The organism is Microbacterium sp. CFBP9023 (assembly GCF_034045055.1).
Lineage (GTDB): Bacteria > Actinomycetota > Actinomycetes > Actinomycetales > Microbacteriaceae > Microbacterium.
Genome location: NZ_JAXCWI010000001.1, coordinates 308,659 through 334,746, shown reverse-complemented (window position 1 = coordinate 334,746; position 26,088 = coordinate 308,659). Strand labels below are relative to the sequence as shown.

Annotated in this window: 27 protein-coding genes; 8 read left to right on the top strand and 19 right to left on the bottom strand. The window is 67.3% G+C overall.

The window, feature by feature from the left end; translation table 11 throughout:
• Window positions 1-119: 119 nt before the first annotated feature.
• The 8 genes from SOM10_RS01560 to dapA all read right to left on the bottom strand — a co-directional run bounded on the left by SOM10_RS01560 (window position 120) and on the right by dapA (window position 7,982).
• Window positions 120-344, bottom strand: coding sequence for a DUF3046 domain-containing protein (locus tag SOM10_RS01560; RefSeq protein WP_053095835.1), 225 nt, complete (start codon window positions 342-344; stop codon window positions 120-122).
• 23 nt (window positions 345-367) lie between these two features.
• A complete protein-coding gene (locus SOM10_RS01555) occupies window positions 368-676 on the bottom strand; it encodes a helix-turn-helix domain-containing protein (RefSeq protein ID WP_042541772.1) in 309 nt (102 codons plus the stop codon).
• Between the two features lie 141 nt (window positions 677-817).
• Window positions 818-1,300 (bottom strand): CinA family protein, encoded by a 483-nt coding sequence (locus SOM10_RS01550; RefSeq protein WP_320488068.1) that lies wholly within the window; start codon window positions 1,298-1,300, stop codon window positions 818-820.
• The gene (gene pgsA / locus SOM10_RS01545; RefSeq protein ID WP_053095833.1) at window positions 1,297-1,872 is read right to left on the bottom strand and encodes a CDP-diacylglycerol--glycerol-3-phosphate 3-phosphatidyltransferase; all 576 of its coding nucleotides are present in this window, start codon (window positions 1,870-1,872) and stop codon (window positions 1,297-1,299) included. The genes SOM10_RS01550 and pgsA overlap by 4 nt, the downstream gene beginning before the upstream one ends.
• Window positions 1,872-4,610, bottom strand: coding sequence for an FtsK/SpoIIIE family DNA translocase (locus SOM10_RS01540; protein WP_320488067.1), 2,739 nt, complete (start codon window positions 4,608-4,610; stop codon window positions 1,872-1,874). Before SOM10_RS01540 ends, pgsA begins: the two co-directional genes overlap by 1 nt.
• Window positions 4,611-4,691: 81 nt before the next feature.
• Window positions 4,692-5,186: a GNAT family N-acetyltransferase gene (locus tag SOM10_RS01535; protein ID WP_056278507.1), complete on the bottom strand. Its 495-nt coding sequence runs from the start codon at window positions 5,184-5,186 to the stop codon at window positions 4,692-4,694.
• A 73-nt stretch (window positions 5,187-5,259) separates the two neighbouring features.
• On the bottom strand, window positions 5,260-6,936 hold the full coding sequence (locus SOM10_RS01530; protein WP_053095830.1) for a ribonuclease J: 1,677 nt from the start codon (window positions 6,934-6,936) through the stop codon (window positions 5,260-5,262).
• A gap of 68 nt (window positions 6,937-7,004) precedes the next feature.
• Window positions 7,005-7,982, bottom strand: coding sequence for a 4-hydroxy-tetrahydrodipicolinate synthase (dapA, locus tag SOM10_RS01525; protein ID WP_053095829.1), 978 nt, complete (start codon window positions 7,980-7,982; stop codon window positions 7,005-7,007).
• A gap of 112 nt (window positions 7,983-8,094) precedes the next feature.
• Between dapA and SOM10_RS01520 the strand changes: the two genes are divergently transcribed.
• Window positions 8,095-8,634, top strand: coding sequence for an NUDIX hydrolase (locus SOM10_RS01520; protein WP_320488066.1), 540 nt, complete (start codon window positions 8,095-8,097; stop codon window positions 8,632-8,634).
• 60 nt (window positions 8,635-8,694) lie between these two features.
• Here the strand turns inward: SOM10_RS01520 and SOM10_RS01515 are convergent, their stop codons facing one another.
• The 3 genes from SOM10_RS01515 to SOM10_RS01505 are packed head-to-tail and all read right to left on the bottom strand — an operon-like array spanning window position 8,695 to window position 10,738.
• On the bottom strand, window positions 8,695-9,456 hold the full coding sequence (locus SOM10_RS01515) for an SDR family oxidoreductase (RefSeq protein ID WP_320488064.1): 762 nt from the start codon (window positions 9,454-9,456) through the stop codon (window positions 8,695-8,697).
• Window positions 9,456-9,932 (bottom strand): dihydrofolate reductase, encoded by a 477-nt coding sequence (locus SOM10_RS01510; RefSeq protein ID WP_053095826.1) that lies wholly within the window; start codon window positions 9,930-9,932, stop codon window positions 9,456-9,458. Before SOM10_RS01510 ends, SOM10_RS01515 begins: the two co-directional genes overlap by 1 nt.
• Window positions 9,929-10,738, bottom strand: coding sequence for a thymidylate synthase (locus SOM10_RS01505; protein ID WP_320488063.1), 810 nt, complete (start codon window positions 10,736-10,738; stop codon window positions 9,929-9,931). The genes SOM10_RS01510 and SOM10_RS01505 overlap by 4 nt, the downstream gene beginning before the upstream one ends.
• Window positions 10,739-10,834: 96 nt before the next feature.
• Here SOM10_RS01505 and SOM10_RS01500 point away from each other — a divergent pair, with 96 nt between their 5' ends.
• From SOM10_RS01500 to SOM10_RS01490, 3 genes are all read left to right on the top strand, one after another.
• On the top strand, window positions 10,835-11,248 hold the full coding sequence (locus tag SOM10_RS01500) for a thioredoxin family protein (protein ID WP_053095824.1): 414 nt from the start codon (window positions 10,835-10,837) through the stop codon (window positions 11,246-11,248).
• Window positions 11,249-11,264: 16 nt separating this feature from the next.
• Entirely contained in the window at window positions 11,265-11,831 is a 567-nt protein-coding gene (locus tag SOM10_RS01495) for a DUF4395 domain-containing protein (protein WP_320488062.1), read from the top strand.
• A gap of 85 nt (window positions 11,832-11,916) precedes the next feature.
• On the top strand, window positions 11,917-12,342 hold the full coding sequence (locus SOM10_RS01490) for an OsmC family peroxiredoxin (RefSeq protein ID WP_056278497.1): 426 nt from the start codon (window positions 11,917-11,919) through the stop codon (window positions 12,340-12,342).
• A gap of 6 nt (window positions 12,343-12,348) precedes the next feature.
• Here SOM10_RS01490 and SOM10_RS01485 read toward each other — a convergent pair whose 3' ends face one another.
• From SOM10_RS01485 to SOM10_RS01460, 6 genes are all read right to left on the bottom strand, one after another.
• Complete coding sequence (locus SOM10_RS01485; protein WP_083569321.1) at window positions 12,349-12,783, bottom strand: hypothetical protein; 435 nt, start codon at window positions 12,781-12,783, stop codon at window positions 12,349-12,351.
• Entirely contained in the window at window positions 12,783-13,523 is a 741-nt protein-coding gene (gene dapB / locus SOM10_RS01480; protein ID WP_320488061.1) for a 4-hydroxy-tetrahydrodipicolinate reductase, read from the bottom strand. The genes SOM10_RS01485 and dapB overlap by 1 nt, the downstream gene beginning before the upstream one ends.
• Before the next feature lie 70 nt (window positions 13,524-13,593).
• Window positions 13,594-14,196: a histidine phosphatase family protein gene (locus SOM10_RS01475; RefSeq protein WP_053095819.1), complete on the bottom strand. Its 603-nt coding sequence runs from the start codon at window positions 14,194-14,196 to the stop codon at window positions 13,594-13,596.
• A gap of 80 nt (window positions 14,197-14,276) precedes the next feature.
• Window positions 14,277-15,305 (bottom strand): aldo/keto reductase, encoded by a 1,029-nt coding sequence (locus SOM10_RS01470; RefSeq protein ID WP_053095818.1) that lies wholly within the window; start codon window positions 15,303-15,305, stop codon window positions 14,277-14,279.
• Between the two features lie 216 nt (window positions 15,306-15,521).
• Window positions 15,522-17,798, bottom strand: a complete 2,277-nt coding sequence (locus tag SOM10_RS01465; RefSeq protein WP_320488060.1) for a polyribonucleotide nucleotidyltransferase — start codon at window positions 17,796-17,798, stop codon at window positions 15,522-15,524.
• A gap of 292 nt (window positions 17,799-18,090) precedes the next feature.
• Entirely contained in the window at window positions 18,091-20,016 is a 1,926-nt protein-coding gene (locus tag SOM10_RS01460) for a GDSL-type esterase/lipase family protein (RefSeq protein WP_320488059.1), read from the bottom strand.
• A 154-nt stretch (window positions 20,017-20,170) separates the two neighbouring features.
• Between SOM10_RS01460 and SOM10_RS01455 the strand changes: the two genes are divergently transcribed.
• Window positions 20,171-20,743, top strand: coding sequence for a DedA family protein (locus SOM10_RS01455; protein ID WP_320488058.1), 573 nt, complete (start codon window positions 20,171-20,173; stop codon window positions 20,741-20,743).
• Window positions 20,744-20,782: 39 nt separating this feature from the next.
• Window positions 20,783-20,959 (top strand): DUF5302 domain-containing protein, encoded by a 177-nt coding sequence (locus tag SOM10_RS01450; RefSeq protein WP_320488057.1) that lies wholly within the window; start codon window positions 20,783-20,785, stop codon window positions 20,957-20,959.
• A 59-nt stretch (window positions 20,960-21,018) separates the two neighbouring features.
• On the opposite strand, the gene SOM10_RS01445 is transcribed toward SOM10_RS01450, so the two are convergent.
• Window positions 21,019-22,458: a cation:dicarboxylate symporter family transporter gene (locus tag SOM10_RS01445; protein WP_072591145.1), complete on the bottom strand. Its 1,440-nt coding sequence runs from the start codon at window positions 22,456-22,458 to the stop codon at window positions 21,019-21,021.
• Between the two features lie 161 nt (window positions 22,459-22,619).
• On the opposite strand from SOM10_RS01445, the gene SOM10_RS01440 reads away from it, so the two are divergent.
• A complete protein-coding gene (locus SOM10_RS01440; RefSeq protein WP_320488056.1) occupies window positions 22,620-23,891 on the top strand; it encodes a sensor histidine kinase in 1,272 nt (423 codons plus the stop codon).
• A complete protein-coding gene (locus tag SOM10_RS01435; protein ID WP_320488055.1) occupies window positions 23,888-24,586 on the top strand; it encodes a response regulator in 699 nt (232 codons plus the stop codon). Before SOM10_RS01440 ends, SOM10_RS01435 begins: the two co-directional genes overlap by 4 nt.
• Window positions 24,587-24,670: 84 nt before the next feature.
• Here SOM10_RS01435 and SOM10_RS01430 read toward each other — a convergent pair whose 3' ends face one another.
• Window positions 24,671-26,023 (bottom strand): FAD-binding oxidoreductase, encoded by a 1,353-nt coding sequence (locus SOM10_RS01430; RefSeq protein WP_320488054.1) that lies wholly within the window; start codon window positions 26,021-26,023, stop codon window positions 24,671-24,673.
• Window positions 26,024-26,088 lie beyond the last annotated feature (65 nt).

The following is a 26,088-nucleotide window of genomic DNA, read 5'->3' as shown; positions in this document are numbered from 1 at the left end:
GAACCACTTGTGCAGAAGACTACGCCCGTTTCGAACACATATTCGACGACACGCCGTCGCGGCGTGTCGCAAATCGAAACCGCCTCGAACGCGGCCCTCGCCGCGAACGCCTCAGAGGGTCATCGCTTGCGCGGCTCCAGACGACCTGCACCGTGTCGCCGCTCCAGGGGGACATCCGTCTCGGCGCACAGCGCCAGCCAGATCTCGCGCGGTGCGACGCCAGCGTCCAGCGCTTCGTCGGCAGTGCGCCCGGCGAGCTGAGTCAGAACGAGGTCGCTGATCAGAGATGACCCGCGACCGCCGAATTCCGCATCGACTGCGCGGAGGAACTCACTACGTCGCATCAGAGGCTATGAGAGTCCGACGTTCAGTGGAGCGACAGCTCGGGCTCGACAGAAGCCACGAGGTCGTCCGGAACGACATCAGGGAAGACCTGAATGCCTTCGAGGACCGAGATCCGGTCGCCGACCTCTCGCATGATGATCGAGATGGGAACATCCAGAGCGTCAGCCACCGAGGCGAGAATCTCACTCGATGCTTCCTTCTGGCCCCGCTCGACCTCGCTGAGATAGCCCAGCGCCACAGAAGCCTTGCTTGCAACCTGCCGGAGCGTCCGCCCCTTCTGCAGGCGGAAGTCCCTCAGCACATCGCCGATTTCCTGTCGTACAAGAATCATCGGAACCTCCTCCCAGATCGTCTTCTCGAGGTCTCCCTCGAAGAGACCGCCAGTCTAGTCCTACCGACCTTCACAAAATCTACCTTCGCACGCTGTGCTTTCGGTGTGAGCACATAGGACATAACGGAGCGCACCCATCCCCTATTCCCGCAGAACCCGAGCGAGCATATCGATCGCCGCGTCGACCGCCTGCGCCCGCACCTCGGCACGATCACCGGCGAATCGAAACAACTCGGTGACCGAAAAATCCGGCGTCACCACGGCCACATGCACCGTGCCGACCGGCTGACCGTCAGGTGAGTCCGGCCCCGCGATACCCGTGGTCGAGACGCCGACGTCGGCAGGGGCCCCGTCGACGTTCAACGCACCGCGCACCCCCGCCGCCATCTGAAGAGCGACGTCGGGGTGGACGGGACCGTGCGCGTCGAGCAGCGCGTCGTCCACGCCCAGCAGCGTGTGCTTCACCGGAGTGGCGTACGCGACGATCGCTCCGCGGAGGGAGGCCGACGCCCCCGGCACGGAGACGAACTCGGCAGCGAGAGCACCGCCCGTCAACGACTCCGCGACACCGAGCGTCCAGCCACGCTCGACCAGCGCGGCGAGCACGGCCGACGCAGATGTCACGAGGGCTGCCGCGCGCCTCGTACCTGCGCGACGATGTAGTCGATTCCGCTCGCCACGGTCAGGATCAGCACGAGCACCATCAGGATCGCGGTCACGAGCAGCCACGGCTCCAGCCCGATCACGACGTGCAACGGAAGCAGCGCCCAGGACAAGGCCACCGCCTGCACTGCCGTCTTGATCTTGCCCATCCAGGCCGCAGCCACGACGTGCTCCTTCGCCACCATGAGACGGTGGATCGTGATGCCCCACTCCCGAATGAGGATGATGATCACCAGCCACCAGTTCAGCTCGCCGAGTATCGCGAGACCGATGAAACCGGCGCCGGTGAGCAGCTTGTCGGCGATCGGGTCCCAGAGCTTTCCGAAGTCGCTGACGATCTCGTAGCGGCGGGCCAGATAGCCATCGACCCAATCGGTCGAGATCGCGACGATGAAGAGAACGGCGGCGATCCAGCGGACAGCGATGTCGTCGAGTCCGAACGTGCCACCGATCAGCAGGAGGACGAAGAAGATCACCGCGAGCGGTATGCGCGCGACCGTGATCGCGTTGGGAAGCTGCCGTGGAATGGCCATCAGTCGCGTCCCGTCAGTCCCCAGGCGTCTTCGTCGCCATCGTCTTCAGCCTCGACCACAGGGAGTCCCTGGAACTGCGCCTCGACCGGGTCGTGCGGCGTCCCGGCAGCAGTCGCGGCCGAGGAGGGGGCAGGCGGCTTCGGCGGAGTGTCGTCGCCTCGCAGCTTCGCCATGACCTGGGGCAGCTGATCGGCCGTCGCCAGCACATCGCGCGCCTTCGATCCTTCTGACGGGCCGACGATCTCTCGCGACTCGAGGAGGTCCATCAGGCGACCGGCCTTCGCGAACCCGACGCGGAGCTTGCGCTGCAGCATCGACGTCGACCCGAACTGCGACGACACGATGAGTTCGGCCGCGGCGAGAAGAAGCTCGAGATCGTCGCCGATGTCCTCGTCGACCTCCTTCTTCTTCGTGGGCTCCAGCGCTTCCTGGACGTCGGCGCGGTAGTCCGGACGGGCCTGACGCGTCACGTGCTTGACGACCGCGTCGATCTCCTTCTCATCGACCCACGCACCCTGCAGTCGGAACGGCTTGGACGACCCCATGGGCGAGAACAGCGCATCGCCCTGTCCGATCAGCTTGTCGGCGCCGGGGCTGTCGAGGATCACGCGACTGTCTGTGACGCTCGTGACGGCGAACGCGAGGCGCGAGGGGACATTCGCCTTGATCAGACCGGTCACGACATCGACGCTGGGTCGCTGCGTCGCGAGCACGAGGTGGATACCGGACGCGCGTGCGAGCTGGGTGATGCGGACGATCGAGTCCTCGACGTCGCGCGGGGCGACCATCATCAGGTCCGCCAATTCGTCGACGACGACGAGGAGGTACGGGTAGGGCTTGAGCACGCGTTCGCTTCCCACGGGAAGCTCCACCTCGCCGGCGCGGACGGCACGGTTGAAGTCGTCGATGTGACGGAACCCGAACGACGCGAGGTCGTCGTACCGCATGTCCATCTCCTTCACGACCCACTGCAGCGCTTCCGCCGCCTTCTTGGGGTTCGTGATGATGGGTGTGATCAGGTGCGGCACCCCGGCGTAGCTCGTCAGCTCCACGCGCTTGGGGTCGATCAGGACCATCCGCACATCCGTGGGTCGGGCGCGCATGAGCAGACTCGTGATCATCGAGTTGACGAAGCTCGACTTTCCGGAGCCGGTGGAACCGGCGACAAGCAGGTGAGGCATCTTCGCGAGGTTGGCGATGACGATGTTCCCACCGACGTCCTTTCCGACGCCGATCGTCATCGGGTGGGTGCTCTTGTGCGCTGCCGGAGACCTGAGCACATCGCCGAGCGCGACCATCTCCTTGTCGGCGTTCGGGATCTCGATTCCGATCGCGCTCTTTCCGGGTATCGGCGAGAGGATCCGCACATCGTTCGATGCGACCGCATACGCGAAGTTGTTGCTCAGCTGGAGGATCTTCTCGACCTTGACGCCGTGCCCCACCTCGACCTCGTACTGGGTGACCGTGGGGCCACGCGAGAAACCAGTGACCTTCGCGTCGACCTTGAACTGTGTCAGCACGCTCGTGATCTGCTCGATCACCTTGTCGGTCGCCTCGGAGCGCGCGACCGGTGGAGGCCCTTCGACCAGAAGACCTGGCGACGGCAGCACGTACGGGGCGACGGGGGCCTGGGGGCCTCGCTCCCCCGGCCCGGCCGTGCCGAAGCCGTCGAGACCCGGAAGCTCCGGCATCTCTCCGGTGTCGGACTCGTCGTCTAGCAGTGCGGTGGTCTGCTGCCCTGCCAGGGATTCCGTCACGGACCGCACGTCCGTCAGCACCTCCGTCGCCGCGTCATACGGATCTTCCACGACGACGGCCTGATCGTAAGCCGGAGTCGGCTCGGAGGTCGTCAGCAGCGCGGTGATGTCGTCGGAGCCCAGCGTCCCCTCGTCGGGGTCTTCCTCACGGCCGGTCTTGTTCCGCCGCCACCAGGGAAGGACGTCGGGGTCGTCGACCTTGTCGGACTCGTCGATCGCCGCGGCTTCCTTCGCAGGCTTCTCGGTGCGCTCAGCGTCGAACATCCACGCGTAGAGGTCGCCCAGGCGCTGCCCGATACGGTTCGGCGGAGTCTTGGTCAGGATCAGGATGCTGAGTCCCGCCAGCAGGGCCAGGACGATATAGGCACCCACCGGAGTGAGATACGAGAGCGGCTCACCGATCATCCAGCCGAAGAGACCGCCCGCTTCGCTGAGCGCAGGCATGCCGTCCCGGGGCTGCGCACGAACGAGCAGTCCGGCGGAGTCGACTCGACCCGCTGCGATGTGGCAGAAGCCTGCCAGGGTGAGCACGAAGAGTCCGAAGCCGATGCCGATGCGCCCGTTGTCGTGGACGGACGAGGGATGGCGGAACAGCCACCCTGCCAGCAGCAGCAGCAGCACGGGCATGACGAAAGCCACGCGCCCGACCAGAAGCCCCACCGAGTAGGCGCTGATGTTCGACGCGACCTCGTTGCCGATGAAGAACCATTCGTTGACCGCTCCGGCGATCGCCAGAAGCACCAGCAGGAAGGGGAATCCGTCGCGCCGGTCATCCTTTTCGAGCGTCTCCGGGCCGAATGCCCGGAACAGGCCACCGACGCCGTGGGCGAGCCCGTTCCACGCTCGTACCGCCACCGGAGGCTTGTCGATCTCGTCGATGTACTTCTTCGGCGCAGCCTGGGCCTTCGGCGCAGCCTGCCGCTTCGGGCGAGGCGTGGCGCTCTCGGACGCGCGCGCGGACTTCGTGGTACTCCTGGCCATGCTCTCACGTTACGGCCAGAGGCCGACATTCACCCGTAATGACGCGGCATTCCGGCCGGTTCCCGGGCCCGCGAAGGGAGATCAGGACGTGCGATGCACCATCGTGTCACGGAGATCCCCCGCGTCGGTGACCACGAAACCCTCCGACCTATACAGGGCGTGCGCGAAGTTGTCCCGTTCGACGCTGAGGCTGATCCGAGGGTGCCCCTGCTCGCGCGCGTGGGTCACGAGGCGTCGAAGCAGGGTCCGTCCGACTCCGTGCGCCCGCCAGATCGGCTGCACTCCGATGATGAGCTCGGGCACCGCGGTTCCGACGAAACCGAAGCCTGCGTCGTCCGGCGCGAGCATCCGATACCACGCCGCACCGATGGGTCGCAGATCGGAGTCGAGCGCGATGAAACCGGCATCCGCCGGCCGCATCCACCCCGCGATGTAGCGCCGGTGCTCGACGGCGCTGAGAATCTCATGCCGAGCCCGTGCCCCGCCGGAGCGCCAGTTCGCCGCCTCGACGACCATGTCGCCGAGGAAGCTCCCGTCCGCCTGGTCGGCGGGTCGAATCGAGAAGACGTCCGGCATGGAGTGAGCCTAGGCCGTTCGCGTTACAGCCGAGTGTCGGTCGACTGGGAACCCGCGAACCACCGGGCTCCGATCACGCTTCGATGACCAGCGGGACGATCATCGGACGACGACGGAGCTTCTGGTTGACCCAGCGCCCGATGGTCCGACGGATGACCTGCGAGAGCGCATGCGTGTCGCGCACGCCGTTGCCGGAGGCCTCCTTGAGGGCGGCGATGATCTTCGGGGTGACGTCATCGAAGACGGAATCGTCTTCGGCGATGCCGCGCGCGTGGATCTCCGGACCGGAGATGATGCGACCGGTGGCGGCATCGACCACGACGATCACGGAGACGAAGCCCTCTTCAGCCAGGATCCGACGATCCTTGAGGTCTGCGTCCGTGATCGCGCCGACGGTCGAGCCGTCGACGTACACGAAACCGAGATCGAGCTGGCCGACCACTCGGGCGTCGCCGCCCTTCAGGTCGATGACCGTGCCGTTCGAGGCGATGATCGTGCGCTCGGCCTCGATGCCCGTGTCCTGCGCCAGCTTGGCGTTGGCGATCAGATGGCGGTACTCGCCGTGCACCGGCAGCACGTTCTTGGGTCGCAGGATGTTGTAGCAGTAGATGAGCTCACCCGCTGCAGCATGGCCCGAGACGTGCACCTTGGCGTTCGCCTTGTGCACCACGTTCGCGCCGAGCTTGGTCAGACCGTCGATCACGCGGTACACGGCATTCTCGTTGCCGGGGATGAGGCTCGAGGCCAGGATGACGGTGTCACCCGGTCCGGGCTCGATCGCATGGTCGAGGTTGGCCATGCGACTCAGAACGGCCATGGGCTCGCCCTGCGAGCCGGTGGACATGTAGACGATCTTGTCGTCCGGAAGGTCGCGGGCCTTCTTGTAGTCGATGAGAAGACCGCTCGGCACCTTCAGGTATCCGAGATCCTCGGCGATCGTCATGTTGCGCAGCATGCTGCGTCCGAGCAGCGCGACCCGTCGGCCGTGCGCATGCGCGGCGTCGAGAACCTGCTGCACGCGGTGCACGTGACTCGAGAAGCTCGCGACGATGACCCGGCGAGGCGCCTTGCCGATCACCTGATCGAGCACGGGGCCGATCGAGCGCTCCGTGGGAGTGAACCCGGGCACGTCGGCGTTCGTCGAGTCGACGAGGAACAGGTCGACCCCTTCCTCGCCGAGGCGGGCGAACGCGCGGAGGTCGGTGATGCGTCCGTCGAGCGGAAGCTGGTCCATCTTGAAGTCGCCGGTCGCCAGCACGAGGCCCGCGGGAGTGCGGATCGCCACGGCGAGTGCGTCCGGGATCGAGTGGTTGACCGCGACGAACTCGAGGTCGAACGGTCCGACCTGCTCCCGCTGGCCCTCCTTCACCGTGAGGGTGTAGGCCTTGATGCGGTGCTCCTTGAGCTTCGCCTCGACCAGCGCGAGCGTGAGGCCCGATCCGATCACGGGGATGTCGCTCTTCAGGCGCAGCAGGTAGGGAACGGCACCGATGTGGTCCTCGTGCCCGTGGGTGAGGACGACTCCGACGATGTCGTCGAGGCGGCTCTTGATCGGCTCGAAGTCCGGCAGTATCAGGTCGACTCCGGGCTGGTGCTCCTCCGGGAAGAGCACTCCGCAGTCGACGATCAGGATCTTGCCGTCGAACTCGAAGATGGTCATGTTGCGACCGATCTCACCGAGTCCGCCGAGCGGAGTGACCCGCAGCGTCCCCTCGTCGAGAGCTGCGGGTTCTGCGAGCGGGATGGACATGCTGTCTCCTCAGTCGGACACTCCACGCGTCCGTTCGTTCATGGTGACGCGCCTCGGCGCGTGCGTTCTCAGCGGGTCGTGCCGTGCACCTTCGGCAGGGCGCCGCCCGCGGCCGCGTTGCGGTCGGGGCGGAAGTTGGAGAAGTCTGCTCCCGGAACGTCCCTCACGAGATCGAGCTCGTCCTCGATGAGCGCGGCCTCCCACTCTTCGGGACCCACCAGGGGCAGACGCACGCGGGGGCTGGAGATCCGGCCCAGGCCGTGCAGGATGTACTTCGCGGCGACGGTTCCCGGGACATGCGTCATGACCGCGCGCACGAGCGGCTCGAGCCTCTTGTGCTCTGCCGTGGCCGTCGTCAGATCGCCTCGGTTGACGGCGTCGATGATGGTGCGGTACGGAGCCGCCGCGACGTTGGCGGTCACGCCGATCAGGCCGGTCGCGCCGATGGCGAGATGCGGCAGAACATTCGCGTCGTCTCCCGAGAAGTACATGAGGTCGGTCTGGTTCAGGACGCGGCTCACCTCGGAGAAGTCGCCCTTGGCGTCCTTCACGGCGAGGATGTTCGGGTGCTTGGCGAGGCGCAGGATGGTCTCGTACTTGATCGGCACGCCGGTGCGACCGGGGATGTCGTAGAGGATCACCGGCAGGTCGGTGGCGTCGGCCACCAGGCGGAAATGCGTGAGGATCCCGGCCTGGGTCGGCTTGTTGTAGTACGGCGTGACGATCATGATGGCGTCTGCGCCGGCCTTCTCGCTCGCCTTGTAGAGCTCGATCGCGTGCGCGGTCTCGTTGGATCCACCGCCGGTGATGATCTTGGCGCGTCCGGCCGAGACCGACTTTCCGACCTCGACGAGCTTGAGCTTCTCAGGGTCCGTCAGGGTCGAGGTCTCGCCGGTCGTTCCCGTCACGACGATTCCGTCAGCACCGGCGGTGATGACGTCATCGATGTGCTTCTCGACGGCGGGCCAATCGACTTCGCCGTCGGCCGTCATCGGAGTGACGAGCGCGACGAGAACCTGTCCGAAGGGGTTGCCCGAGTGCGTCATGCCCCCAGCGTATCGGTTCGAATGCCGCTCACCCAGACGAGGGACGGCGGATGACATCTCCCCGGACGATCGCGACCATCATCTTGATTGGGATCCACATAGGCTCGACTCCATGGCATGGGTCACACGCGAATCGTCGACGGTGTACGAGAACCGGTGGATCGAGGTTCGGGAGGACCAGGTCACGGGGCCCGGGGGCGATGGCATCTACGGCGTGGTGACCATGCGGCATCCGGCAGTCTTCGTCGTCGCACTCGATGACGAGGACCGCGTCTGCCTCATCACTCTCGAGCGCTACACGACCGGAGTCTCGATCGAGATTCCTGCCGGAGGAAGCGACGGCGAAGAACCGCTCGCGGCAGCGCAGCGCGAGCTGCTCGAGGAGACGGGCTTCGTCGCCGAGGACTGGACGGAACTCGGAACGATGAACGCCCTGAACGGGATCGCCCACGCCCCCGAGCACGTGTTCCTCGCTCGGAGTCTGACTCCGTCCGACGACTCCACTCGCACGCAGGCGGAGGAGGGCATCGACGCCGTCACCTGGGTACCGTTCTCCGACGTCCTCGGCATGATCTCCGAGGGCCGCATCACCGATGGAGAGACCGTGGCGGCGATCGGATACGCCGGTATTCGTCTGGGCAGATTCCGCTGATCTCGTAGCGCCCACATTCGCGCACGGCGCGCGCGCAGCGGGACGCGGTCGACGTTCAGATCAGACGCGGCCGCGACGTGCGACGCCGGAGGTCAGCGCGCTCGGAAGCAGGGACGCGACAGCGACGATCGCCTTGTAACGCAGCGAGGGGATCGAGACGGCCCGTCCGCGCGCTGCGTCACGGAGCGCCTCGAGGACCACATTCCGCGCGTCGAGCCACATGAAGCCGGGAACGCCCTCGTGCCCCGGTTCGAGTCCCATCCGCTCGTGGAAGGTCGTGTGCGTGAAACCCGGGCAGACGGCGGTGACCGTCACTTCGTCGGGTGCGTACTCGACATTCGCCCAGCGGCTGAATCCGATCAACCAGCTCTTGCACGCGGAATACGTGGAGCGCGAGATGAACCCTGCGACGGACGCGACGTTGATGATCCGGCCCCCGCGGCCGCGCATCGTCTGAAGCGCCGCGTGCATGAGCCGCATCGACGCCTCGACGTGAACGCGCAGATGGCGCACCTCGTCGTCGATGTCGTTGTCGGCGAACTGCAGCGGGAGGCCGAAGCCTGCGTTGTTGATGAGAAGGTCGACCGGATCGGAGGCATCACGGAGACGGTCGGCGACGCGCTCGACATCCTCATCGATCGACAGGTCGGCGGGAAGCACCTCGACCGCGACACCGTGCTCGCTGCGCAACTCGGCCGCCACGACCTCGAGATCGCCGGCGGAACGTGCGACGAGGATCAGATCGGCTCGGCGCCGGGCCAACTGGCGCGCGAACTCTGCGCCGAGGCCGGCGCTCGCTCCGGTGATCAGCGCGGTGGGCATCAGCGCTCGTATCCCAGGAAGCGGAACCGGATGCCGGAGCGCGACGTCTGCCACTCCCCCTCGTTCACGAGCCGCCACCCGGCTTTGGACGGCGCATACGCGTCGCCGGAGACCTCGATGTCGAGCTCGGTGACTTCGAGGCGGTCGGCGTCGGCGATCACCAGGCGGAAGATCTCGGCGCCGCCGATGATCCATACCTTCTCGTGGCCCCGCACCGCGTCCGTGACGGTCGCGGCACGACGGGCGCCGTCCGCGGACCAGTCCTGCTGGCGGGTGATGACGATGTTCTCTCGCCCTGGAAGCGGGCGGAAGCGCTCAGGGAGCGAGTCCCACGTCTTGCGACCCATGATCACGGGAGCGCCGAGGGTGACTTCCTTGAAGTGAGCGAGATCCTCGGGGACGTTCCAGGGCATGCCGCCCTCTGCTCCGATGACGCCGCCGTGCGCCTCTGCCCAGATCAGCCCGACCCAGGTCATACCGCGACCGCCGCCCTGATCGGAGCGTGGTGCTGGTAATCCTCGACGACGAAGTCCTCGTAGTCGTAGTCGAGGATCGACTCGGGCTTCCGGGCGAACCTCAGCGTCGGGTATGGATACGGTTCGCGCGTGAGCTGTTCGTTCACCTGGTCGAGGTGATTGTCGTAGATGTGGCAGTCACCCCCGGTCCAGACGAAGTCACCCGGCTCGAGTCCCACCTGCTGGGCGACCATCAACGTCAGCAGGGCGTAGGACGCGATGTTGAACGGGACGCCGAGGAACAGGTCGGCGCTGCGCTGATAGAGCTGGCAGGAGAGCTTGCCGTCCGCCACGTAGAACTGGAACAGGGCGTGACAGGGAGCAAGCGCCATGTCGGGGATGTCCGCCGGGTTCCAGGCAGACACGATGAGTCGCCGGGAGTCGGGCGTCTGCCGGATCTGCTCGATCACCTGAGCGAGCTGATCGATGCTCTCACCCTCCGGCGTCGGCCAGCTGCGCCACTGCACTCCGTAGACCGGACCCAGATCGCCGTCGGCATCCGCCCATTCGTCCCAGATGGTGACGCCATGCTCCTGCAGCCACTTCACATTCGAGTCGCCCCTGAGGAACCAGAGGAGCTCGTAGGCGATCGACTTGAAGTGCACCCGCTTCGTGGTGATGAGCGGGAAGCCCTCGGAGAGATCGAAGCGGATCTGCCGCCCGAAGACGCTGGTGGTGCCGGTTCCTGTTCGATCGGACTTGTGAGTGCCGGACTCCAGCACGTCTCGGAGAAGGTCTTCGTACGGCGTCGGGACGGCTGCGCTCATGTGTGCCAGACTACCCGCCCTGGGGGCTGTCGAGTCGGATCGTCACGATGCGACATATCGGCCCGGGCGGTGCCGGATCGCCCGTATTCTCGACGCATGTCACCCGCCGTCGCCCTTCTCCTCGCCGCAGCGCTGCTCGTGCTCGCCGGCACGATCGGTGTCGTGCTGAGACTTCTCGACGGACGGCGTCGCGGAGGCGGCCATCTGCGCTTCGATCCGAACGACGCGGGCGTGTCGCGCCTGGGCGCGAGAGCGACAGTCGTGCAGTTCAGCACCGAGATGTGCACCCGCTGCCCCCAGGTACGACGCATGCTCAGCAGCTACGTCGCAGAATCGGAGGGCCTGGACCACGTGGAGGTCGACCTGACGCATCGACCGGATCTGTCGGCTCGATACAAGGTCATGCAGACACCGACGACCTTCATCGTCGACGGATCAGGAGCCGTCCGCGCACGCTTCCATGGCGTACCCCATCGACACGCGCTGAACGACGCGCTGGCAACCGTATGACGAGGACGGAAAGCACATGACGACACCGGCCGGCATCGATCCCCGCGGCCCGCGATTCGCAGCGACGATCACGACAGTGCTGCTGCTCGTCGCGACATATCTGGCGCTGGTCGGCATCTCGACTGCACGGACCTTCGGCTGGTTCGCCTATCAGCCGCTCGACTCGGCCGACATCGGCTCGGCCACGTGGGCCGTGACGTCGGCGACCCTTGCACAGCGCGCGCTGGACCCGGGGTTCCTCCTCACGATCGTGATCGCCCTGCTGTTCCTGTGGGGCGTCCTGTCACCCGCGACTGCACCGTGGGGCGTCGTGTTCCGCAGGGTCATCCGTCCGAGACTGGCCGCTCCGACCGAGCTCGAGGATCCGCGTCCACCGCGGTTCGCCCAGGGTGTCGGTCTCGTCGTCGTCACGATCGGTCTCGTGCTGCACCTCGCCGGGGTCCCGTGGGCGCTGCCCATCGCGACCGCCGCCGCTTTCATCGCCGCCTTCCTCAATGCGGCGTTCTCCTTCTGCCTCGGATGCCAGATCTATCTGCTGCTGCAGCGAGCAGGCATCCTCGGTCGCGCGGCGTCGACCGCCTGAGCGCTGTTCCGCCGCACGCCCACGCTCGATAGGCTGGCCGCACACGCGACCCGCATCGAGCAGCGCGCGATACAACGGAGGAATCATGCCCGTCACCAGCGAAGCCACCACCACCTGGACCGGATCCCTCACCGAGGGCTCGGGCACAGTCGCGTTCTCCTCGTCGAAGCTCGGGACCTTCCCGATCAACTGGAAGGCCCGCAGCGAGGGCAGCGACACCACCACCACGCCTGAAGAGCTGATCGCCGCAGCCCACGCGTCGTGTTTCAGCATGGCGCTGTCTCACGCGCTGTCCGAGAACGGCACTCCGCCGGAGCGCGTCAACACGAGCGCGTCCGTCACCTTCAAGCCCGGTGTCGGAATCAGCGGAAGCCACCTCAACGTGAACGCGGTCGTCCCCGGGCTCAGCCCTGAGGAGTTCCAGTCGATCGCTGCCGAGGCGAAGGTCGGCTGCCCCGTATCGCAGGCGCTCGCCGGCATCGAGATCACGCTCGAGGCCACGCTCGCCTGACGTCGGTCATCCGCGAGCGATGCGAATCGCCTCGCGGATGCTGGCGCGAGCGTCCTTGCGGCGGCCAGCGGCATCCTGGACGACGCCGAGTCGGTAGCGCGCGCGCCAGTCCGTCGGCTCCGCATCCGCCTCCCCCGCGTATCTCGCGATGAGCGGGTCTGCGTCGGCACGAGCGATTCGGCCACTCGGCGTCAGCTCGGACTCCGCCGCGGGCATACCGCCCTCGGCATCGAGCTCACGCCCGAGCCGGTCGGCAGCGAACCCGAACTGCATCTCTCGGACGAGCGCCCATGCCCCGATCGGGGCGAGAACGATCAGCGCGATGCCCATGCCGATGGACACCGGTGTGCCGACAGCGAAGAACATCACGGCCAACCAGATGGCGACGGCGAGGTAGACCAGCAGTGCGGCGGCCATCAGGCCGACGCCGATCCGCGACATCACGAGCGGATGCCGATGTCGATCATGCTCTCGAGCCCGACGAAGACGCCGATCGCCTGGGCCGCGAACGGCACCGCGAGACGGATGCCCGGGGCGTAGGCGAGTGCGGGGTCGACCGTGTCATGCGTGAACGTGAGGGACTCACCGGGGCCGGACAGGACGACCTCCTGCTTGGCGATGACGCCGGGACGCCGGAGCGAGTGGATCGGCACGCTGCCGACCTGCTGTCCGCGCGCTCGCTGGTCGGCGTGCGGTGCGCTGACCGGACCCTGTTCGGCGCGTGCGGCGGCGATGAGCTCGGCCGTGCGCACCGCAGTGCCGCTCGGCGAATCCACCTTCGCCTCATGGTGCGCCTCGACGATCTCCGCCGATCCGAAGAACGGCGCGGCTGCTGCGGCCAGAGCCGAACCGAGCACCGATCCCAGCGAGAAGTTCGGGATGAAGACAGCCCCGGTTCCGGCGTTCTCCACCAGAGGACGCACGAGTGCGATCCGCTCGGTGGACCATCCCGACGTGGCGACGAGAATGTTGATCTCACGCTCGACCGCAGCGCGCACGACGTCGACACTGACCTGAGGCGTGGTGGCGTCGATCACCAGGTCCGCACCGTCGAGCTCGGCGAGGTCGCTACGAGACGTCAGCACGCGCGTCACCTCGAAGCCCTCGAGCTCGTCGATCACCGAACCGATGATCGATCCGAGCTTCCCGGTTCCGCCGACGAGTGCTACCTGGGTGGTCATGCGTTCAGTCTATTTCGCGACGTCGATCCGCCCGGCGCGGCGGGCCGGAACTCAGGGAATCAACCGGGAATCAGACGGGCATCGCATCGGGGATGCCGGTGCGCAGCTCGACCGGGAGGTGCCCGGTGTCGTTGTGAGTAAGGAGCGTCCAGGGCCGGCCCTGTTTCTGGGCGATCACCGTGAGGCCGCAGTGCGCCTGGTTCAAGGTCATCCATCGCCACTCGGGGGCACCGAGGACCTCCCGCACGAACCACGAGATCACGAAGTTGTGGGTGATGAGCACCTCGTGCACGTCACCCGGTTTGCGCACCAGGAACTCGTTGACCGCGTCGAACATCTGAGCACGGCCGGCATCGAGCTCCGCCTCGGTCACCGAGCCGAAGAACGGTTCGTAGGCGGCCGGGGTCTCGTCGGTCATCCCCGTGGGCACGCAGTCGAACAGCAGTGCGGTCGGCTCTGGATCGACCGACGGGAGCCGCTCGGCGATCGCACGGGCCGTCTCGTTGGCGCGCAGGAGCGGAGAGTGCCAGACGGCGTCGAGCGGGAGTCCCGAGAGCCGATCTGCGATGAGTTCGGCCTGACGCTGGCCACGCGGCGACAGGGGTCCGTCGGCGAGACCGTGCTCGGCGTCCTGATGTTCACCATGTCTGACCAGATATATGTAATGCGTCACAAACTCGCTCGCTTCATCGACAGCGTCCGCCGGGATTCACTCCACCCTATGCCAGGTCTGTGACAGAGGCGTTACGACGCTCAGTTGCCGGCGCGAGTGAGCTCGGTGACCTGTGCGCGCGACAGCGTGACGCCAGCGCCCTGCATCAGCTCGTCGACGTGCTCGGTCGCGAAGGTGTTGACGATGGGCGCCGCGATGGTCCGCTGCGCGAGCAGCCACGCGATGGACACGGCGGCCACGGGAACCTCGAGTTCGGTCGCGACCTGGTCGAGAGCCCGCAGGATCTTCGTGCCACGCCTGTTGAGATGCCCCCGCAGCTGCTCCCCGCGTACGCCCCGCGAGGTCAGCGCCTTGCTGCGGTGGCGACCGGAGAGGAAACCGTGCTCGAGAGCGTGCGACGGCGTGACCGCGAGGCTCTGCGCACCCGCCACCAGACGCAGGTCCCCTTCGAACGGCTGACGGCGGACGAGGTTGTACGGCGAATCGATGACCTCGATGCGTGGGTACCCGGCCGAGGCGAGGATGCGCGCCTCCACGAGCCGCTCGGGTGCGAAGCCGAATGCGCCGAGTGCGCCGATCTTGCCCGCGTCGACCATCCATTCGACCGTCGCGAGGGTGTCCTCGAGATTCGTCGTGCGGTCGAGCGTCGCGTCGAGATACAGCACGTCGATGCGCTCGACGCCGAGTCGCGTGAGCGACCCCTCGACAGCGCGGACGAGGTTCACCGAGCCGAGACCGGGATTGTCTGCGTGAGCACCGATCCGCACGCTCAGCAGGGCGCGGTCGCGTCGCCCTCTGGACTGCAGCCATTGGCCGATGATGTGCTCGCTGCGGCCGCCGGAGAATCCGTCGGCGGTGTGGATGGCGTTGCCACCGAATTCGACGTAGCGGTCGAGTATCCCATGGCTCGTCTCGAGATCGACGTTCCAGCCGAACTCCGCCGCACCGAGCATGAGCGGAAAGGTCTCGAGCCCGGTCTCGCCGAGAGGGACGCGGATGGTCTCCCCTATTCCGGGTCCGACGATCGGGATGGGTGCGGACGGGTGCTCTGCGGCGCCCTGCTGCGCGCGATCGGCCGGCGCTCCTGCGCCTACACTGAACAACCGCATATCCTCACCCCCGCGTCAATCGGTGCGTACCGACCTGCGTCACTGCCTGAAATGCACCCCCCGGTGCGTACTTCGAGAGTAGGCGAGATCTGCGAACTCCCCGACCAATACGGGGAACGGCGCAAGAACTTCCCATAACGGTTTGATCACATCGGATACGACGAAGCCCGGACCGTCCGTGTGGACAGCCCGGGCCTCGTGTCTAAGCGCTGGCGATTACTCGGCAGCGGCCTCGTCAGCAGCAGCTGCGTCCGCTGCGGGGGCGTCGTCGAGCACGGGCTCGAGCGACAGCTTGCCGCGGTCGTCGATCTTCGTGATCTTCACGAGGATCTTCTGGCCGACGGACAGGACGTCATCGACGTTCTCGACGCGCTTGCCACCGGCGAGCTTGCGCACCTCGGTGACGTGCAGCAGGCCGTCCTTGCCGGGCAGCAGCGAGACGAACGCACCGAACGTCGCGATCTTCACGACGGTTCCGAGGAACTGCTCTCCCACCTCCGGGTTGGTCGGGTTCGCGATCGCGTTGACCTGGGCACGGGCAGCCTCGGCCGAGGGGCCGTCGGTCGCGCCGATGTAGACGGTGCCGTCCTCCTCGATGGAGATCTGCGCGCCGGTCTCGTCCTGGATCGCGTTGATCGTCTTGCCCTTCGGGCCGATCAGCTCACCGATCTTGTCGACCGGGATCTGCACGCTGATGACGCGCGGCGCGGTCGGCGCCATCTCGTCGGGAGCGTCGATCGCGGCGTTCAGCACGTTGAGGATGGTCAGACGGGCGTCGCGAGCCTGGGTCAGCGCGCCGGCGAGCACCGACGACGGGATGCCGTCGAGCTTCGTGTCGAGCTGGATGGCCGTGACGAACTCGCTGGTACCGGCGACCTTGAAGTCCATGTCGCCCAGTGCGTCCTCTGCGCCGAGGATGTCGGTGAGGGCCGCGTAGCGCGTCTCTCCGTCGACCTCATCGGAGACGAGTCCCATCGCGATGCCGGCGACGGCTGCGCGCAGAGGCACACCCGCGTTCAGCAGCGACAGGGTCGACGCGCAGACGGAACCCATCGACGTCGAGCCGTTGGAGCTCAGCGCCTCGGAGACCTGACGGATCGCGTAGGGGAACTCCTCGCGGCTGGGCAGCACCGGCACGAGCGCGCGCTCGGCGAGGAAGCCGTGCCCGATCTCGCGACGCTTCGGCGAACCGACCCGGCCGGTCTCACCGGTCGAGTAGGGCGGGAAGTTGTAGTGGTGCATGTAGCGCTTGCTCGTGGTCGGCGACAGCGAGTCGATCTGCTGCTCCATCTTGAGCATGTTCAGCGTGGTGATTCCCATGATCTGGGTCTCGCCGCGCTGGAAGATCGCGGAGCCGTGAACGCGCGGGATGACCTGGACCTCGGCGTCGAGCGGACGGATGTCGGCCAGGCCGCGGCCGTCCATGCGCACGCTCTCGGTGAGGATGCGGCCGCGGACGATCTTCTTCGTGACGGACTTGTACGCTGCGGAGAACTCGATCGGGGCTCCAGCGGGCAGGTTGCCTGCTTCGACCGCTTCGATGAGCTGCGCCCTGACGCGGTCCTTGACCTCGTCGTCCTTGCCCTGACGCTCCTGCTTGTCGGCGATCTGGTAGACGTTCACCAGGTCGTCGTAGGAGCGCTCGGCCACGAAGTCGTAGACCTCGCTGGAGTACGGCGGGAAGACCGGGTACACACCCGGCTCCTTCGACGCGCTGGCGGCGAGCTCGGCCTGAGCCTTGACGAGCTGAGCGATGAAGGGCTTCGATGCCTCGAGGCCCTGCGCGACGACAGCCTCGTCGGGCTTGGTGGCGCCGGCCTTGATGAGGTTCCAGCTGCCCTCGGTGGCCTCAGCCTCGACCATCATGATCGCGACGTCTTCGGTGCCGTCGGACTTGGTGACGACGCGACCGGCGACGATCAGGTCGAACACGGCCTCGCTGACCTGCTCAGCCGTCGGGAACGCGACCCACTGGTCCGCGTGCTCGCCGTGGCCGGGGATGAACGCGAGGCGCACACCGGCGACGGGACCCGAGAACGGGAGACCCGAGATCTGCGTCGACGCGGAAGCCGCGTTGATCGCAAGGGCGTCGTAGAACTCGCCCGGGGCGATCGACAGGACGGTGATGACGATCTGGACCTCGTTGCGCAGGCCGTCGACGAACGACGGACGCAGCGGACGGTCGATCAGACGGCAGACGAGGATCGCCTCGGTCGAGGGACGTCCCTCACGACGGAAGAACGAGCCGGGGATCTTGCCTGCTGCGTACGAACGCTCTTCGACGTCGACCGTCAGCGGGAAGAAGTCGAAGCCCTCGCGCGGGTGCTTGCCTGCGCTGGTGGCCGAGAGGAGCATGGTCTCGCCGTCGAGGTACGCGGCGACTGCGCCCTGAGCCTGCTGCGCGAGGCGGCCGGTCTCGAAGCGGATGGTGCGGGTGCCGAAGCGGCCGTTGTCGAGAACGGCCTCGGTGGCGGTGATTTCAGGACCTTCCAAGAGGTCTCTCCTTCTTTGTTTAGACTCGCGAGTCCGTGTGACGCGCGAGCGCATTCATGAAGGAGCGGATTCAGCCGGATACGGGCGCGCGGGCATCCCCGCGAATCTCACCTGCGCTGGCCACCAGTAGAAAGCCACCCGACGTCGCGCCGAGGAACCCACCACAGGGGACCAGCTCTCCGCCGATCGCTCCATGAGTCGATATGAAGTTGTGCGGTCGACACACGTCGACCTCCTCCAGCCTATCAGCGCGCCCTTGAATGTCCTCCGTTTCCGTCCGCGGCGGGTTCGTTCAGTGGACCTTGACGTCCTGCGGAGCGCTCGATCGTCCGAGATAGACGTAGTCGTCGTGCTTCGCGACCCGGCCATCGCCGGCCGCCCGACCGTGCAGTCGTCGCCACACCCAGGGCAGCGCATGGCGGCGCCACCACAGTCCCGCGCCGATCTGCTCGTTCTCATGCAGCGCGGCATCGAGCACCCCCAGCGCGTCGGCGTGCGGCACCGAGAGGACCTCGCCCGCGCGATACGCGAGGAATCTGTGACCACGACTGCTGAGGTGGACGAGGTCCTCCCCCCAGTTCGGGCGATCCGGAAGCGACGGGTACAGGTCGGTGTCGATCAGGATCGCGCCCGTCCGCGCGGCGATGCCGGACAGTGCCGTGGCGAATGCCGCGAACCTCCTGGTGTAGATCCCGGCCGCTCTCCGACGGGGCAGGAACGGAGTGACGAGCAGCACGTCGGCCTCGATGTCGCGGAGCCGGGTGACCGCGCCCTCGAGCTCCGCGGCGAGCGCGGGCACGTCGACCGTCGACTTAACCAGATCGTTGGCGCCGATCAGGATGGACACGAGGTCCGGCTGCAGTTCGAGCGCTCGATCGAGCTGGGTGCCGCACACATCACGCACACGCTTCGACCGGACGGCGAGGTTCGCATACCGGAGACCTCCGCGTGCGGCGAGCAGCAGGGCGAGCCGGTCGGCCCATCCACGGAGCGCACCATCCGGTGCCGGATCGCACAGGCCTTCCGTGAGCGAGTCCCCCAGCGCCACGTAACGCCGCCAGGTGCGCGCTTGCACCGGGGCGATGGGCTCCGGCCGCGTCAGGCGGCGAGCGCGCGCTCCCTCATCGATCATCCTGAGCTCTCGGGCCTCCTCGTAATGCCCCATCAGCTGAGAACAGACGTTCGCCCAGCTGCGACCCTGCACGGCCTCGCGTCCTGCTGCGCCGAACGCCCGGCGTTTGCGGCCGTCGCCGGTGAGGTCGACCACGCGCATCCGCAGGTCGCCGAGATCGCCGGGACGGTAGAGCCATCCGTCAATTCCCATCCGGACGAGGCCGAGGGGACCGCCGCGACCGGTGGCGACGACGGGCACCCCGCTGGCGTGGGCCTCCTGGAGGGTCTGTCCGAAGGTCTCGCTCTCTCCCGGGTGGACGAACACGTCGAAGGATGCCATGGCTGCTGCGAGCGCGTCGCCTTCGAGGTGCCCGAGGAAGCACGCACCGGGCATCAGGGACTCGAGTCGAGGCCTGCTCGGTCCGTCCCCCACGATCACGAGGCGCGCACCGGGGATCGTCTGCAGCACTGCCAGGTCTTCCACCTGCTTCTCGGGTGCGAGCCTGCCCACGTAGCCGATCACGACCTCGCTCGCCCACTCCGCGCGCAGTGTCGCGCTCCGGCGGGCCGGCTGGAACCGCTCGGCATCCACGCCTCTCCCCCACAGACGGATGCGATCCACACCGAGCTCCGCGAGCTGCTGCGCCGAGTCGGGCGACGGCGCGAGCGTGATGGTCGCGCGCCGATGGAGCCGCGCGATGTGCGATTCGGCGACACCGGTCGCCACAGGGATGCGATACCTCTGCGTGTATGCCGCGACATCGGTCTGGTACGCGGCGACGGCGGCGACGCCGATGTGCTCTGCGGCGAGCGCGCCTCGCCACCCGAGGGCGAAGGGCGAAGCCAGGTGGACGACATCGGGGCGAAAGCGTCGCAGCGATGCCGCGACCTGACGTGCAGGCGGGGTTCCCACGCGCACACTGCGGTACCCCGGCAGCGCGAGGCTGGGGACCGCTTCCACAGCGGCTCCGTGCACCTCCCCGGGGATGCCGGTCCCATCGGGCGCGATCACATGCGCATCATGGCCAGCACGTTCGAGGTGACTGAGGATCTGCAGGACGGATCCGGTGACACCGTTCATGTGCGGAAGGAAGGACTCTGTCACGATCGCGACTCTCACGTCCTCAGGATGCAGCCCTCGACTCCCACCCGAGGCGCGAATCGGGTCGGAACACCAGAAGTTCACCGGATGCTGGACGGCTCTTCACCGGCTATCCCGGCGTTGGTTCCCGTTCACCTCCGACGACCACGGTGGGAACGTGTCCACTGAACTGCTCGACGGCCCCTGGGCTCTGGTGGTCATGAGCCTGCTCGTGCTGGGCGACTCGTTCTTCGTGGTGGTTCCGGGAGAGATCGCGGTGACCGCGCTCGGCGCCGTCGCATCGACGACCGGCGATCCTCCCCTGTGGTGTGTGATCCTGTGGGCGGGCATCGCCGCGGTCGCCGGAGACGTCACCTGCTATCTCGTGGGTCGCAGCGTGGGCGTCGACAGGTGGCGCTGGATGCGCACGCCCCGAGTGCGCCGAGCGCTCACCTGGGCGCGGCTGCGTCTGGACGGCGGGACCGCCACCGTGCTCTTCACCGCGCGCTTCGTCCCTTTCGCTCGACTGGCGATCAACCTCATGGCAGGGGCCTCGCGGATCCCGCCGGCTCGGTATCTGCCGCTCGTGACGATCGCGGCGTTCGGGTGGTCCGCCTACCAGGCATCCGTGGGCGCCATCGTCGCCGTGCTGCTTCCGGGAGGCCCTCTGGTCGCCGTCCTCGTGTCCGTCATCGTCGCCGTCGGGCTCGGCGCCGCGATCGATGTCGTGTCGCGCCGAGCACGGAACTGATCCACCCATGCTTCAGATGCGTGCCCTAGGCTGGCGAGCATGAGCACCGAAGAAGGCGCCTCCTCCAGCGAGGAGATGAAGCGCAAGTTCAAGGAAGCGCTCGAGAAGAAGAACGCGCACCACCGGCAGGGCGAGGCCCACCTGGATGGCGACTCCGCCGTCCATGGCTCGCCCGCCCCGCAGACGCGGCGCGAGTTCCGACGCAAGAGCGGTTGACCACAGGATGCGGGAGCCGACTGCCGTCGACTCCCGCATCCCTCTTCTCAGCAGGCAGCTCAGCTTCGCGCCGCGCGCGCCCGTGCCCGCTCCTCCTTCGCCGCCATCTCGTCGAGCGCGGATTCCTTGAGGCCCTGGATGTCCACGGCCGTGCGCTCGTCCGCCATGCCGTGATCGTCCACGCCGTCGAGCGAGGACTCCTCGAACGGCAGCGCGCCGCTCAGCACCTGCTGCACGCGTTCGCGATCGATCTGGCGCGTCCAGGTGCCGATGAGCAGCGTCGCCACCGCGTTGCCGGTGAAGTTCGTCAGGGCCCGTCCCTCCGACATGAACCGGTCGATGCCCACGATCACGCCGACGCCGTCGACCAGGTCGGGACGGTAAGCCTGCAGCCCGCCGGCGAGTGTGGCGAGTCCGGCTCCGGTGACACCGGCGGCACCCTTGCTGGCGATGATCATGAAAACGAGCAAGCCGATCTGCTCACCGATCGTCATCGGCTGCCCCATGCCGGTCGCGATGAAGAGCGACGCCATCGTGAGGTAGATCGCCGTGCCGTCGAGGTTGAACGAGTACCCGGTGGGGACCGTGATGCCGACGACGGGCTTGGATACCCCGATGTGCTCCATCTTCGCGATCAACCGGGGAAGGGCGGACTCAGATGACGAGGTGCCGACGATCAGCAGGTACTCGCGGGCGAGGTACTTCACCAGGCTGAAGATGTTGACCCGGGTGACGGCGAAGAGCAGGGTTCCGAGCACGACCACGATGAACAGGATGCAGGTGATGTAGAACGCGACCATCAGCACGCCGAGGCTCCAGATCGCGGCGATGCCCGTCTTGCCGACGACCGCGGCGATGGCTCCGAACGCGCCGAGCGGTGCAAGCCACAAGATCATGCCCAGGATGCGGAAGACCAGCTTCTGGAGGTTCTTGACCGCATCCATGATCGGGGCGCCCTTTTCGCCGAGTCCCTGGAGTGCGAAGCCGACGAGCAGCGCGATGAACAGAACCTGCAGCACGCTCTCGCCCGTGAAGGCGGAGAAGAACGTCGTCGGGATGATGCCCAGGATGAACTCCGTGGTGGTCTTCGCCTCGGTCGCTGTCGCGTCATAGCTGGAGTTCGCCATATCGAGGCCCGCACCGGGGTGGATGATGTTGCCGACCACCAGGCCGATCGCCAGCGCGAACGTCGACATGACCATGAAGTAGAGCAGCGCGAGTCCGCCGATCTTGCCGACGGTCGCTGCCTTGGCGATCGAGCCGACGCCCACCACGATCGTGCAGAAGATGATCGGCGCGATCATCATCTTGATGAGAGAGACGAAGCCCTTGCCGATCGGTTCGAGGCTCTGTCCGACCTCGGGCCAGATGAGGCCGACCGCGGCTCCGAGCACGACGGCGATGATCACCGACACGTACAGCCACGTGTGCCTGTCCCATGCCTGCTTGCCGCGCCGCCAATGGAATCCGGGAAGCGAGAACCCTGTCGTGATGGCCATGTTTTCCTCCTTGATCATGAACGTCTTCGTCTCATGCCCTCGGGCGCCCTCGCCTTCGGTAAGCTCACCGTCGCGGACATCACTCGGCAAAGCCATTTGTGGTCGTATTGGTCATTACCGATATGCCGGACTCCGCGATCACCGTCGATCGGAAGGACGCGATGAGACCTGCCCGCAGCATCGCCTCACGGGTGTTCGCCGTGCTCCTGGTCGCCGCGCTCGTCGTGGGAGCTCTGGTCGCCGTCTTCCTCGTGATCGATGCGCAACGCGCCACGCATGCCGAGGCCGAGCGCGTCACGGCGGCGACAGCAGTGACTCTCGCCGTGTCACCGCTCGTGATCGACACCCTCGAGGCCGGCGATGCCGCAACGGCCACGCAGACCCTCGAGCCCTATGCGCTCGATGTGATCTCGGACGCGGATCTCGACTTCGTGACGATCATGACGCCTGACGGCACCCGCGTGACCCACCCTGACATCGAGCAGATCGGGGCGAGATACCTCGGCACCATCCCCGACACGCCTCGAACCTTCACCGAGGTGTTCACCGGCACTCTCGGGCCCTCGGTGCGAACCATCGTTCCGGTACTCGCCTCCGATGGCGAACCGGTGGGCTGGGTCTCGGCCGGCGTGACGACCGAGACCATCTCCGACACCCTGATCCGTCGTCTCCCCCTGTCACTCGGCATCACCGTCGGCCTCATCGCTCTCGGTGCGCTCGGCGCGTGGATCGCTCGCCGGTTCACGCGCGGTATCGCAGGAGACCTGCCGCCGGGTCAGGTGAGGGACGCCGTGTCGTCATACGAATCCCTGCGCACTCTGGGCGACGCGCTACGCGCTCAGACGCACGAGCACGGCAATCGCATGCACACGGCGGTCGCGCTTCTCGAGCTCGGCCGTAGCGAGGAGGCGATCGACATCCTGACCGAGACCTCGCGCCAGAGTCAGTCGCTCGTCGATCAGGTCACCGCACGACAGGCCGGCGACCCCGCCGTCGGTGCCCTGCTTCTCGGCAAGGCGTCGCAGGCCAGGGAGCGCGGGATCGACTGGCGGGTGAGCATCGACCCGGACACTCCCGCCTCCCCGCTCTCCCCCGTCGACAGCGTCGCCGTGCTCGGCAACCTGATCGACAACGCGATGGATGCCGCCGCCACCGGCGCCGAGCGCTGGGTGGGGGTCTCGCTGCGCCCCTCGAAGAACGGCGGAATCGTCCTCGAAGTCTCCGACGGCGGTGACGGCATACCCTCCGACCTGCGCGAGCGCGTCTTCACCCAGGGCTTCTCGACCAAGCCTGCAAACAACCACGGGCGCGGAGTCGGGCTCGCTCTCGTCCGCGCGGTGGTGGCCGGGGTGGGCGGCACTGTGGAGCTCTCCGCTCATCCGACCACGTTCACCGTCACCCTCCCGCCAGCGAGAGGACGCAGGAGCCCATGATCCGCACGCTGATCGTCGATGACGACGCTCTGACACTCGAGCTCCACCGCTCGTACCTCGAGAGGATCGACGGCTTCATCGTGGGCGGCGAGTGCACCGGCGCCAGGGCCGCATTGACCGCCGTGCTCGATCAGCCGCACGACGAGCCGTTCGACCTGGTCCTTCTCGACATCACGATGCCCGACGGCTCCGGCATCGATGTGCTCCGAGGGCTGCGTGCCCGACACGCTGCCGTCGATGTGATCGCGATCACCGGCGTGCGCGATGCGGACACCGTCCGGCAGATGGCAGCTCTCGGCGTCTACCAGTACCTCGTCAAGCCGTTCCCCTTCGCGGTGTTCCACGAGCGTCTCACCGCGTATCGCATCCATCGGGAGCAGGCACGGTCGACGGCCGGAGAGGCGACCCAGGCGGAGATCGATGCGCTTCTCGGGCGCACGACGGGGACGACCCCGATTCCCAAAGGGCTGTCGACCGCGACGCTGCAGAAGGTGACGACAGAGCTGCGCTCCTCCAGCGCCGCGGTCTCGGCGAGCGAGGCCGCCGCGCGACTCGGGATGTCACGCGTGTCCGTACGGAGGTACCTGGAGCATCTCACCGATTCGGGCATCATCACACGCAGCGCTCGCTACGGCGCACGTGGACGCCCGGAGACGGAGTACCGCTGGACGAGACGCGTCGACGGAGACGAATGATGCCGGCGCGGCACCCCCGCCCGTCCCGATCGTTCGAACGACGCGGATCCTTTCCGCTGGATGCAGCCCGGTCTCAGCCCGGTGTCAGCGCGGGAGCCGCCCCTCGTGGATCAGCGAGTCGGGGTCGGCGGCGGCCCTGATGGCGCGAAGACGATCGATCGCCGTCGGGTCACCGCAGCGCTCGAGGGTCTCACCCGGACCCAGGAACGTCGGGACCGTGCACGGGGCGATCGCGTGCGCCAGCACCTCACGGAAGCCCGCCATGCTCGCCTCCCCCGGTTCGCTCGGCACCCCGGGGAAGACGGGCACCAGGGCGTGGAGCAGCCAGCCGACGCCCTGAAGTGTCGCGAATCCGGCGCGTCGAGGATCGTTCAGCGCGCCACCGAGCATCCGGATGTCGATGCCCATGATCGGCCACTGATCCGGCAGCTCGCGGAACCGCAAGAGATCGTCGATCGTCGCGTCGTCGAGCGACGAGAGCGCAGCAGACACGCCTTTGCCCGGCGTCGGTTCGGTGGGTTCGCCGCTCGACGCCGCGACGGTCTTCGGCGATGTGGCCCCCGACATCGCACGACGGACCGTGCCTGCTCGCCGCACCCGCTCGAACAGCTCATCGGCGGATCCGACCGTGGACAGCGCCCGCACGCTGAGGAAGCTGCGTCCGCGGATCTCCTCGGGAAGCTGCGGAGCGTCGGGCATACGCATCGAATTCACGAACACGTTGAGCGATGCCGGGGCCTCTACGGACAGATCGCGGACGGCCCGCAGCACCGACCCGGCGTCTGCGGCGTCGAAAGTGAGTTCGGTTCCCCACAGCGACGGCGCGGGAACCAGGTCGATCTCGAGGGCCGTCACGATTCCGACGACGCCGCCCGCTCCGCGAAGCGCCCACATCATCTCCGGGTCGCTCTCGTCGTCGACCCGATCATGGGTCCCGTCGCTCCGCAGCACCCACGCGGCCCTGAGGTTGTCCGACCCGAGTCCTGCTGTGCGACTGAACCAGGAATGGCCGCCGCCCAGGGTGTACCCCGCGACGGCGACGACCGGGCTCGTGCCGGCAGGAGCCACCCAGCCCGTTCCTTCGAGCGCCTCGACGACGGCGCCCCAGCGGACTCCGCTGCCGACGCGGACCACCCCCGAACCGAGGTCGATCGACAGCTCGTCGAAGGCCGCCATTCGGACGATGACGGCGTCGGCCAGGTCTCCGCCGGCGCCGTGCCCGGTGGGCTGGACCGCGAGCGTCACGCCCGCGTCGCCAGCGGCGTCGAGAAGAGCGCGCAGATCGCGCAGATCGGCCGGTGCGGCCACGCCCGCCGGATGCTGTTCGATCGCCAGGTTCCACGGACGACGCGCCGCGTCGAAGGATTCGTCGCCGGGGAGGACGAGAGCGCCGCGCAGGGCATGCCGCGCGGATTCGAGGACAGAGCGAAGGGCCATGAGGTCACCGTACGACTCCCTTCGGACATCGTCGACGGCCTCATGGCCCTGCGCTCATTCCCGGT